The sequence below is a fragment of the Bacteroidia bacterium genome (genome assembly GCA_023228875.1).
GTDB lineage: Bacteria > Bacteroidota > Bacteroidia > NS11-12g > UBA955 > JALOAG01.
This window is the reverse complement of the sequence record JALOAG010000026.1, coordinates 1-11,232: the sequence shown is the minus strand read 5'-3', so window position 1 is coordinate 11,232 and position 11,232 is coordinate 1. Positions and strand designations below refer to the sequence as shown.

The following is an 11,232-nucleotide window of genomic DNA, read 5'->3' as shown; positions in this document are numbered from 1 at the left end:
TTTTCCTTTTTTTTTTCTCCTTGCCAAAATACCATTAAAAAAAGACCTTTGTTGGTCTTTTTTTTTTTAAGCACGCCCTTGATTTATTTTCTTTTCTTATCTTTTTTTATAAAATCTTAATCTAAATACGGTGCGCAATAATCCAGCACGAGCCAGTCGCCTGTGTAACTTGTGCCTTTTACCTCGAAGGTTTTATTCCTCTCGTACCCCACAAAAGTGTAACGCGTTTCATAAAACATTTTTTCCGAGGGCTCTATCTCATAATAATCCTTAATTTTTTCCTCAGTGTGCTTTTCGGTCATCAAAATATAAAGACGACCGGTTCGGTCAGCGTAGCGCCTGATACTATCATCCACTCTGAATATTACTAAATCTCTCATAATTAATCTCCTTCTTTCTATATATTAATTATATATAATAAGTTGTCAGAGGTCAAGCAATATGGTTATTTTATATGTTTTTGTTTTAATAGGTTTTAACAAAGATTTTTAGCTGGAGGTATATAAAATCATATAGAACATAAAAATCTTTGTTAAAACCTATCAAAAGGCGCTATTTTTCAGTTATTAAGAACCGCTCGCCTCTTTATTCTTCAATTTTTTCTTTGTTTGTAATAAATCTGTAACCGGTGCGAAGGAACTCGCCTTTCGTGGCACGCTCTTCTAACGCGTTCGTCACTTGCGAAACCGCGTCCTCGATTAGCGCGTCACTAGCCCCGAGCGCCGCAATTAATTCTTTTTGAAATTCGGTGGCAAACGTTGTCCGATCTTGCACCAGCCACGGCTCTGCATTTAACATAAATTCCGTTAAGACAACCGTGTTGGCAAACGCGACCGGGGTTGTCCCGCGGTAATAAACATAACCAGAAACATTATCTACCGTTTCTTCAATCCATTCTTTTTGAACAAAAATGCCACCGCATTCTTGATCAAGGAAAGTCACAAATTCGTCGAGCGTGTCCAACATAATAAGTTGGTCGTTGTTAGTAAATCCTTTTAACATAATACTTACTCCTTTTTTTCTATGATAGTTTCTAAATACGCAATCGTTTTGTCGATCGCTGCTAATTCGTCGCCCCGATAAGGCTCTTTTAGACCACAAAGAGGTGCTAACAATTTAGCGCGTTCTTTCTTTAACGATTCCATTAACTCAATATTCACATCCATATTTCTTAAGCACTCCTTTGTCTTTAACTATACGATTAATACCCACTCGGCGTGTCCCGCCGTCGATACGCACGTCAACGTATTTTATGTGGTATCCTTCACGTTTGTATGGCCGGCTAAGTAATATTCCTTTTTTAATACCACCAGGCGCCGCGTTTGTTACCAAAATGGTTTTTCCTGTATGATAACTAAAACCCATTATCTCGCCTCCTTTTCTTTTATTATACTATATTTTCCTCTATATGTTTTTCGGTAATCAAAATATAAAGATGACCCGGTCTGGTCAGTGTAACGTCTGATACCGGCTTCCACTTTGAACATTACTAAGTCGTTCATAATTAATCTCCCTCTCTCGTGTCAACGACATAGATTATCCCAACCCCGAATTTATAGATTCTGATACAACTTATTAGTTTTTTTATTCATAATTGTCCCCGCAATCTAATTTTTGTCCACAATCAGGACAATAGTTATAATGTCTTTTTATAAGTGGTTTCCCACACTTGGGGCAGTCATAATATGTTCCGCTGTATGGTAGAGCATACTTTGTTTCTAAATCAACTTTCATAGGCTCGTTGCGTTTGAGTGCTTGTAAAATAATACCATATTCAGGCGTTAAATTAAACGGAAACCCAAAATCATCTCGTAATACATGGCGGAGATTTTGTAATGCTTCTAATTCTTTATTCATTGTCGTCTTCCTTTTCCTTTTCAATTTCATCCAAGCGCTCTTTAACCCATTCTCTAACCGCTCTAATGATTTCATCAAACGTATAACCTTTACTTATTAAGTCATCGGCCTCTTTGTTGATGTTTAGTAAATCAATCAATGTAAATAGGCGGTTTGCTTCATATGCATTTATGATTTTATCTCTTCTGTAATCTGTGAGATAATATCTAAGGTCTAATTCTTTTAAGATAGCCGCTTTTTTATCTCGCCACCGATAGGCTTCGAGTTCTGCTAATAATTCTTCAATGTTTAATTTTTCGTATGTCATTTAGTTATTCTCCTTCTTTCTATATATTAATTATATATAATAAGTTATCAAAGGTCAAGCAATATAGTTATTTTATCTGTTTTTATTTTATTTGATCCAGGAAATCGCGCGCGAAAGCCTGCTCGGTGTAATCGCGGCCGTTAATTAAATTATTATAAATATATTCATCAACCGTTCCTTTTGCGAGAAATATACCTACGAAAACGCGTTCGGCGGTTTGTCCTAAACGTAATACACGTCCGATTGCTTGTTCATAGAGCGCGTATACTGATGGTAAAGAATAAAACAATACGCTGTTCCACTTTTGTCGGTTGAGCGCTTTCGCCCCGCTCGCAATATTCGCTATTACAACGTTTCCTTCGCCCTTTTCATAATTCTTATAAACCTCGTATTCTTTCAGGTCACCTTTATAAATATCATAATTATAGCCTGCTTGTTGAACCGCATCAACAATCGCATATAACTCCGGATCCCAGTGATAGAATATAATATAGTTGCTTCGTTCGCGCATCAAGAAGTCGCGTAACTGCAGAGTGCGCTCCTCGCTATAAAAAACGTAATGCTCGCTGTTACCCATAAAACCGCTCAATGCTTGGCGGCTCCGTAAATATATTTCCGCGGCCGAGGTTAATTCTTTATCCTCAAACCGAAGATAGTGAGGACTTTTTTTGTCAAATAGCCTTTTATAACCTGCTCCGGGCACCACCCATTTTATCTCCGTCATAACCGGTGGTAATTCAAAGTGTTTAGCTGTTTCTCCAAAGAACGCATAATGTTCGACAATATCTAATAATTCCGGTATGCGCTTAAACCCTGTAATACTTAATGCGTCCGGGTCATACACTTTCGTTTCTTCATTAATAACGCAGTAGCGATCGACAAAATATTCGTATGCACTTAATTTACGCGTCTCTATTCGATAGGTCCGCTTATTATACCGATTAACTGTTGGAATTGCTGGTGGAACCCCCTTACCAATACAAGTTTCAACCAGCTCACTTGTTTGTCGCCCGCTGTTCGCATCGATAACCAACCGCGCTTGTTCTTCATATAAATTAACCTCAAGCGGTGTCTCGCCCCAGCGGTGCCCTAAAACAGTTAAGAGCCAATAATAATTTTCATAATATTTACCAGTCATCGGTGTACCAGTGCCCAAATAAACGGCCTTGATTCGTTCCCGAAAATAATTACTCCGTGTTATTTGTAATCCGGGAACATTTTTGTTATACAACATCCCGTTAACGGTTTTAGACAAGCGCGCGCTCTTATTGTTCACCGCATGAGCCTCATCCATGATCCATACGATGTTATTATATTGTGGGCCTTTGTTATTAATGAATTTGTCAAAAGTTAATGTTTTATCGCTTTTGTTATATTCGTTCTCGAGCCATTTGCGACGATCTGGGGATTTTAACGAATCCAAACCGCCGACGATCCAATTTAATATACTATAACCTTTTTTAGCATTAATTTGCGCCCAATTAAACATATAAACAATTTTCTCGCCCTTGTCGAGTGCGTCCAAAAATTCGCGTTCATACTTTTTGGATCCCATCTTGTCACTGTAAAAAGTTTTATACCCTGCAGCAGCCAGTTCTGCTGGGAACTCGCCTTCGTTGTCGCGTTCGAGCATCTTACTTTTTTCCGTAGTAATCAAAATCAAATCTGCCTTATGTAGCTCCGCCATCGCGGTCATAATTTTTGTTTTACCAAAACCCATTTTTAAGAAAAAGCCCCACTTGAAAGCCTCGGCACGTGGTTTTAATGCACCCTGTTTGTCGATTAACTCATCAACAAACCGCTTTTGCGGCTCGTATAACGTGTTATAAATAACAGCCTGTTTACGCAGCATTTGTAACCTCTCGTAGTTTTATAAAGCGATAAAGCGTAGGGGCCTTTGTTAAAACTAATTCTTTACCGCTGCGTTTGTAGGTAAAATCTTCCAACTCAAACGGTGTTTCAAAGATTTCGGCTCTTTCTATTTGCCAGGCATACATATCACACGCGCCGTATTTGTGTAAGTAATATTTATCATCGACGTGGTTAGACACGTATATACGGGGGCTACCTTGCGCCGTATTAAACATTTCGTAATGTTCAAACCAAAAACGCATGATAATTTTACCGTTTAAAGCTCCTTCCGCGTGAGGTGTTAGTTCATAACTGTCCTTATTTTTTGCAAAAAAGGGCTGGTGGTGGTCAATATAGACATATACCCAGCCCTTATAATTATTAAAAGGAACCCACTTTTTTATTAAATAGCGGTCGCCTTGCACTAAAAGTGCTAACGCTTCTTCGCCGTTCAATCTAATAATAATACTGTTATTCATAATGTTTTTACCTCTCTCTTATATTATAATTATATAACATAATTGATAAAAGGTCAAGCCATATACTTCTTTATTTAAAAGTATATTGATAAATTAATTTATCTTCAATCCGTGCCCGGTTCTCGTTGGCTGCATTTTTAAAATAAGTATTTTTTCTGAAATAAAAATCTTCAGATAGTTGCCCGATAGTGCGCGCAAGTATTAAGACACCGTTACGAGTTGTTTTTCCCTCCGTATACCACGTGAGTGAAAGTATCTTTCGTAATTTTTCCCGAGTAAAAAAGAACGTGAGCTTCCCGTCGACCTCGTTGAGATCAAAAAACGGCGGGTCAATTTTTAATGCCGCAGGTAATTGTTCCTTGATAAAACGGTCTTTTAAATCTTTTAAAAATTCGCGTGCAAAACGCTTATTTAACTCGCTATTTTTGATGATAGGACCAATTAAAGGCTTATCTTCCGGATTAAATTCGCCACGCACATAACACGTGAGCGTGCTACTTCTGCCTTTTTTGTCATATAACATTACGTGACGTTTTTCAAACCCGAGCGCTTGTAATACTTCTAATACTTTAGCACGGCTGTAACCGAACTGTATTTCGTTTACTGCTACCCATACGTCGTTAATGCGAACAATTGGTTTTTCCTCAATAACTTTTAAAACGATTGTTGTTAATAAATCAGTTACCATTTTATTCGCTCCTTTCTTTATCCGTTTCCTCCGGAGGTGTTAATTGTAAAATAGCTGCCATCGCTTCAATAAACTTGGCGCTCTTTTTGTCAATCACCTCTGTTCTCAAAGATAACACTTTCGCAAACGATTCGTTAGCACCGCTCAAGTGTTTCTCGCGCTCCGCGAGCGCCACGGTATGCCGCTCAATAATCGTTTCAAATTGTTTGCGGATGTTTGGACAGGCATTGGCGGCAGTCAAGACTTCTAAGCCTTCGGAGTGCTCGGCAATACTGTTGCTGTACCCATCAATTTCTTCCTGTAAGTGTTTATTAAAACCTGTAACATGTTCTTCAATTGAATCAAAGAACCATTTATAATCTCTCATATATCTCTCTCCTTTTCTCCTTATATTATATGTGATTAAATGTCAATACTCAAGTGATCTTGACTTCTTCGCACTTTTCTTCCCATATTTTCTTAAATTCCTCAAGCGTGGTAATAACATGAATCGTTGTTCCAAGTTTTTCGTAACGCGCAATCGTGCTCAACTGCGCAGACGATAATTCGCCACGGGGATCCTTCAACTCAAAATAATAAGTTTTTCCTTTATATATTATTTCTAAATCAGGACGCCCCTCTCGGCTGTAGCGATTGCCGTGATTCTTGTTTCGTTCATAATTGTTTTTTCCTAATCGTTTATCTAAATAACGATAAATGGCGGGCTTCAACCGCGAGTTTTCTGTTTGGTGGCGTTTGTCCCGCACTGCCACTTTCTTGAGAGGATTAACCATTAATTATCTTATCGATCCTCGTAATATCAAATTCAGGTAATATAACATTTTTACCGCTTGAGGCTGCACCACGCACAAACAAATTAGGAATTAACTCGTGCCGCATATCGCTCCATATCGTGATAACTCTTTTATTTTTAGCGAAAAACCAACCGAGTTCCACCATTGTTCCGCTGTCAAAATTGTCTGCAGTTAAAATTACCACGTCGCATTTTTTCATCGCTTCTAAATCTTTTTCAAAAAACAAACTTGGATCAACTCCACTTTCATTAAGTTCTAACGGGTTAAAAACTTGGTAACCGAAAATGCGTAACCAATGCGCTTCTTCATGGCGCGCTCGGCGTTCAGCGTTCGTAAATAAAGGTCCTGCCAAATAAATATAAATATTATTATTTTTTCGTTCCCTGACATATTTTTTTACCCCACCAACGATCCGCCGATAATTGCACACATCGACTCGATCAGTGTGCAGATTTATAGTATAGTCCGTGGGGCGCTTTTCCCATGGGTCGTCCGTTAAAATCGAATTGAGCGCGGGAATACACGTGTCGATTGATCGCACTCGTGTTAAAAGATAATCGCTCATTTGTCGGATCTCATCTAAACTTTCTGGGCAACCAAGAAAATGTATTTCTTTAGTAGTGGTTTTAAAAAGGTCACCATAAGTTACCCGTTCTTTTTGTATCTTTGGTACCCCGATAACATCAACGCCAGGTAGCGCTGCCAGTTCTTTAAAGCTCTTATAAAATTCGTCCTTGTCGCTACCTTGTGCGACGACCATAATTTTATATTTTTTCGGTAAGGTTTTTGTTTCCAATTCTTCCAACGCCTTAACCACTAATTCATATGTTTCCCCCCGCTTTTGAAATGCGTCCGGCAAAACTATTTCATCGGCGTCAATAATATTTGCCGCGAGCAGCACTTTATCTAAACTCATCGCCGAACCTAATTCAATTAATGAGTTATCTAAAATCTTATATCCTTCATATTCGCGCGCGGCAAGCGCGTAATCCGGGTGCTGTAAAACAAGATGGGTTAAAAACATTGCAATCGGTTCTTCTAATCCTAATTTAATGTCCTTCACTGGTGTAATACTTGCTAATTTAATCATTTTTACCTTCTTTCTATATAATTATTATATGATATATTCTAATAAAAGTCAAGGGAATCAAGCAGGTGGTTACGCAATAATTTTCATAATCCAATTACCGGCAATCTCCTGAGCGTGTTCTAATGTTTTAACCACGTTTTGGTCAATCAGTTTTAAACTTTTACCCTTGAACAAACCGATCTCTATCCCATAATCCCCGCAGTCAGCAATCACGATCACATGTTTGTCGTCGACGCGGATTTCTTCTTTGGACCGGCGCGTGCGCCGCATCTTTATTGTCGGCAATATATTATTATTGCTTTCTTTATCGACAAGCGGCTGTATCAAGATATTTTTCTCTAATTTTAAAGTAAATGTTTTTTCTTTATTTATAATTGTTAAAAGATCTTCATTCTTACTATATTGCAATTCACCGATCATTCCTTCATCTCGCACCCATTCTTTTTCACCTTTTAACAGTAGTTCTAAATCCGTAAACTCTTGTTCATTATATACGTGAATAGTTATTTTTTGGTTACGGGGTTTCCTGACCCGTTCTGGTTTGATTCCTAAATAATCGTTTAATTTTTTTTGTGCGTCGTTAATATAATGTTCTCGATCAAGTCTTTTTAAAATGTATTCAGTTGCACCAGGGTCATTCATATCTCTATTGTAAACAAAAACATCCTCCGGCATCGATGGTATTAAAGCGACCTGTTGTAAACCGGTATCAATTAATAATTCACCAGTTGCGGGGTCATGATATTTAATTCCGTTTCTTTGTTCACGCATAATTACTTCTTCTGCGCTCTCGCCGGTTTTGGCATCAGCTTTTGTTTTAGAATAATCGCGCGGTTTTACTTTAACGAATTCCCATTTATTAATTTTATAATCCGGTTTAACAGCGAATACGCGATTTGTTTGTTGGAAAACCTTGTGATAAACTATTTCTCCGGTCTCCTTGTTCGTTTCTCTTAACAAAACATCCGTAAAATTGGCACCGACTTTACGTGCCGTATATTGAAACATGCTTAAATCGGTCTCGTTATTAATTGTTTCCGCAAGCGGTGTATCATAAATGAAATAATTAACCAGCGCTTTATCCACGACCGATCCTTGCTTATGCCAACGCCCAATGGAGTACAAAAACTCTGTTTGATCTGCTTGCCACGCGTTAATATATCCACCTTTGGCTTTAATTTTTTTGCCATTAATAATACAAGCATAATTATTAACATCTTTTTGCCACAAGTTTGAAAACTCGTCAATTTTTAACTCAAAGCCGGTTCTCTCTTTCCATTTTTCTACCGCGGCTCGCATTTTCATGTCGTACTCGCCGCCCTTGATCCGGTCTTTTGGAACGATAAAAATACCGTCCGTATTCGATTGAATAAGATCAATGTAAGGTTCAATTTGTTGCACGAGGTCGACAAGAAACGCCTGCCCGGTGAGAGTGATTAATACGGCAATTGATGGATCATACAATAAATGATATTCATTACGTACCGCACCCCAAATGGATAAAACACCCTCTTTTAAAGAGTTGGCGGTCGCGTCACCGTTTTCATCACGGCGAATTCGATCGTGATATAATTCCCATACTTTGTCGTACCCTTCTTCCCCGAGTGAGCGCGATAAGAGCCTATAGAGAAGCTGGATTAAGGTATAATAACCGCGGACGTCCAATAAGTATCCCCATTTCTCACGATGATTACTAACCGCGCCGTGTAAGCCACCTAAACCCATTTTATGCGGGATACCGGCTAATAAAAAAGTACGACTATTTGTTAAATATTGCTCCTTTTCTAAAAACTCGCGTGTTTCATCATCTACTTGTAAATTCGGATACGTTGTCCACGATTTACGATCATGATATCCTCGCTTCGCACCCAGCCCGAGCGCCATAATTGTTGGCAGGGGCTTGCGTATATTGCTGCGGAGGTCAAGTTTAAAATAATTAATCATATCGAATTTTGTGCGTAGTGAAGTTTGTGCCACAATTTTGAACACCACTTCTAATGCGTCAATGTCGTGGTCGTTATAGTTTTCTGTTTCTATTTTTTCCTCTGCAGTTAACGGTCGCTGTATTTCAAACGATATATTTGATTCTTCAATAGATAACCCTAAATCGCTCTCAAGCAATTTTAAAGAATTACCCATCGCTAATAACGCAGCCACGTCAATGCTCGCATAAGGCACACGCGCCCAATTCGACTTGTGTCGATTATTAATAATATCGTTAGAAATTATATAAGGGTCTTGGCGCTTCATAATCGCATTAATAATATGATCATCATACCGGTGATTGTTATAACCAACAAACATATGTGTTTTACTATACTGGTGCACGTATTCTACTACCGCGTCATAATCGTCCCATATCCGCACGCGTTCGCCGGTCTCATAATTTTTGAACCCGCAGAGAAAATTGTGCTTGAACACTTCTATATCAAACAATATAAAACTCATACGCGCCTCGTAATAATAACTTTTTCTTTTTCAATAGCAAACGTCACCTTATCACCTGGTCCCCAGTTTAAACTGTCTAAGACTTGTTTAGGTAATAGTATACGACCTTTACTGTCGATTATGCGCTCTACTAAAACCAATTGGTTTTTATTCATTATAAATACCTTTTGAAATAATCATATTTTTTAGCTGCGCGGACGATCTGTGAATAGCGCGGTTTTAATTTACCGACAACAATTTTTGAACCGTAATATATGCGCTCGCCGTCAAACCCAAACAACTGTGCAAGATGAACATTGCTAACCCCGCGGGATAGCATGAACTTTTGTAAAGAATCAATATCAAGTTCTACTGTTGGGTCATGTTTCTCTTTTTTAACAGGTGCGAGAGATACTTTTTCTTCCGTTGGTGCTTCTGCTGGTTCTTCTAATTCAAGATTATCTATTGCGTAAACAAAAACTGTCTCGCCTTGTTGTTCTAACAACTTGCGCGCACTTAAAGTGACACGAATAATGTCTTCATCAGGAATTGCAACAGCCCCTTTTGTATTACCGAAATCTTCGGTGGTTTCTAAATGGATAAAATATTTTTTACCCCTTTCATCGATTATCGTCTTGTAAGAAGATAACCATTTTCCATTGATTTTCAAATAATTCATTTCATTTACCTCCCTTTATCAGGGTCTTTCTTTATATTATAATTATACTATGTAATTTAACAAAGGTCAAGTGATATAGTAAAGAAAAAAGATAATCCCATAAATTATCTTTTTCTTTCTCTTTAACCTAAAATATGATTACTTGAGCTTGTTTCGTAACTTTCGTCACCTTCGATAAAATGCATTTGTTTCTTTAATAATAATGCTACTGGGTAGACGATAATTTCAACACCTAATTTAAATACCAGTTGCCATACTGCCATGATCCCCACTGTTAGTAAGAATGATCCGTTTTGCCAAGCAAACGGCGTAATTGCAAAAGCTACCAATACTGGTACAAATACGATAACATCAATAAGCTGTCCTACAACGCTCGATAAAAATGAGCGTTTAAAGAAACTGCCATTACCATCGCGTTGTTTCATGTGCTTGAATACTAAATCATTTACCCAGTCACCTAACATTGCTACAACCCAGCCCCATAATAATATAATTGGACCAGCTGCCGGAATATTACCTTCTCCTACCCCGAAGAACTTTTGCGCCATAAATTGCATGAGCCCTACGCTTTCATAAGTCGCAGGCTCACCGAATGGTGCAGTATTTACTGCCAAGTTATTAAAATCAGCGATAAATGTGCTAAATCCCCACGCGAGTGCCATAAGTATCGTTAATAGTATGCTTGCTCCCATATTAATGAAAGCAACTAATCGCGACGCGCGGTACCCGTATATTTCAGATATGATATCGCTTGTTACGTAAATGAGTGCGAAACTTATCAGGCCGGCGGAAGCTTGTATCCAGCCCCCGGACCCATTTACTGGTCCTGATAAGTAGGTAGTAAGGATACCAGCCATCATTGTTCCGATTACCGAAATTGCGGTTATTACTGTGAACCAGCCGGAACGTTTTGGAGTCAAAACTCCTTTTCTTGTCTTTTTCATCTTTTGTATATTTTTCTCCTTTCTTTGAGAGCGCTGTTTAAGATGTAACAGAGCGCAATTAATTTATTATATTATTTTTTTAAGTTCGACGACTAAGTCGTTCATAAATGGAAGCA

15 protein-coding genes are annotated in these 11,232 nt (G+C 38.3%); all 15 read right to left on the bottom strand.

The annotated features are described in order from the left end of the window. Positions 1-116: 116 nt before the first annotated feature. The 15 genes from M0R38_12020 to M0R38_11950 all read right to left on the bottom strand — a co-directional run bounded on the left by M0R38_12020 (position 117) and on the right by M0R38_11950 (position 11,116). A complete protein-coding gene (locus tag M0R38_12020; GenBank protein MCK9482459.1) occupies positions 117-380 on the bottom strand; it encodes a hypothetical protein in 264 nt (87 codons plus the stop codon). 205 nt (positions 381-585) lie between these two features. Beyond that, positions 586-1,002, bottom strand: a complete 417-nt coding sequence (locus M0R38_12015) for a hypothetical protein (GenBank protein MCK9482458.1) — start codon at positions 1,000-1,002, stop codon at positions 586-588. A 5-nt stretch (positions 1,003-1,007) separates the two neighbouring features. Further along, complete coding sequence (locus M0R38_12010) at positions 1,008-1,166, bottom strand: hypothetical protein (protein ID MCK9482457.1); 159 nt, start codon at positions 1,164-1,166, stop codon at positions 1,008-1,010. Positions 1,167-1,364: 198 nt separating this feature from the next. Next, complete coding sequence (locus tag M0R38_12005; protein ID MCK9482456.1) at positions 1,365-1,502, bottom strand: hypothetical protein; 138 nt, start codon at positions 1,500-1,502, stop codon at positions 1,365-1,367. A gap of 82 nt (positions 1,503-1,584) precedes the next feature. Beyond that, positions 1,585-1,857 (bottom strand): endonuclease Q family protein, encoded by a 273-nt coding sequence (locus tag M0R38_12000; protein ID MCK9482455.1) that lies wholly within the window; start codon positions 1,855-1,857, stop codon positions 1,585-1,587. Next, a complete protein-coding gene (locus tag M0R38_11995; GenBank protein MCK9482454.1) occupies positions 1,850-2,164 on the bottom strand; it encodes a hypothetical protein in 315 nt (104 codons plus the stop codon). The genes M0R38_12000 and M0R38_11995 overlap by 8 nt, the downstream gene beginning before the upstream one ends. Positions 2,165-2,246: 82 nt before the next feature. Next, a complete protein-coding gene (locus M0R38_11990; protein MCK9482453.1) occupies positions 2,247-4,016 on the bottom strand; it encodes a helicase C-terminal domain-containing protein in 1,770 nt (589 codons plus the stop codon). Further along, positions 4,006-4,494: a hypothetical protein gene (locus M0R38_11985; GenBank protein MCK9482452.1), complete on the bottom strand. Its 489-nt coding sequence runs from the start codon at positions 4,492-4,494 to the stop codon at positions 4,006-4,008. The genes M0R38_11990 and M0R38_11985 overlap by 11 nt, the downstream gene beginning before the upstream one ends. Positions 4,495-4,564: 70 nt before the next feature. Next, positions 4,565-5,182, bottom strand: coding sequence for a hypothetical protein (locus M0R38_11980; protein ID MCK9482451.1), 618 nt, complete (start codon positions 5,180-5,182; stop codon positions 4,565-4,567). Position 5,183: 1 nt separating this feature from the next. Then, positions 5,184-5,549: a hypothetical protein gene (locus M0R38_11975; protein MCK9482450.1), complete on the bottom strand. Its 366-nt coding sequence runs from the start codon at positions 5,547-5,549 to the stop codon at positions 5,184-5,186. Between the two features lie 49 nt (positions 5,550-5,598). Next, positions 5,599-5,955, bottom strand: a complete 357-nt coding sequence (locus M0R38_11970; GenBank protein ID MCK9482449.1) for a hypothetical protein — start codon at positions 5,953-5,955, stop codon at positions 5,599-5,601. Further along, positions 5,948-7,066 (bottom strand): nucleoside 2-deoxyribosyltransferase, encoded by a 1,119-nt coding sequence (locus tag M0R38_11965; protein ID MCK9482448.1) that lies wholly within the window; start codon positions 7,064-7,066, stop codon positions 5,948-5,950. The genes M0R38_11970 and M0R38_11965 overlap by 8 nt, the downstream gene beginning before the upstream one ends. Positions 7,067-7,135: 69 nt before the next feature. Further along, positions 7,136-9,514, bottom strand: coding sequence for a hypothetical protein (locus tag M0R38_11960; GenBank protein ID MCK9482447.1), 2,379 nt, complete (start codon positions 9,512-9,514; stop codon positions 7,136-7,138). A 154-nt stretch (positions 9,515-9,668) separates the two neighbouring features. Then, on the bottom strand, positions 9,669-10,172 hold the full coding sequence (locus M0R38_11955; protein ID MCK9482446.1) for a hypothetical protein: 504 nt from the start codon (positions 10,170-10,172) through the stop codon (positions 9,669-9,671). Positions 10,173-10,294: 122 nt separating this feature from the next. Continuing rightward, entirely contained in the window at positions 10,295-11,116 is an 822-nt protein-coding gene (locus M0R38_11950; protein MCK9482445.1) for a VUT family protein, read from the bottom strand. Positions 11,117-11,232 lie beyond the last annotated feature (116 nt).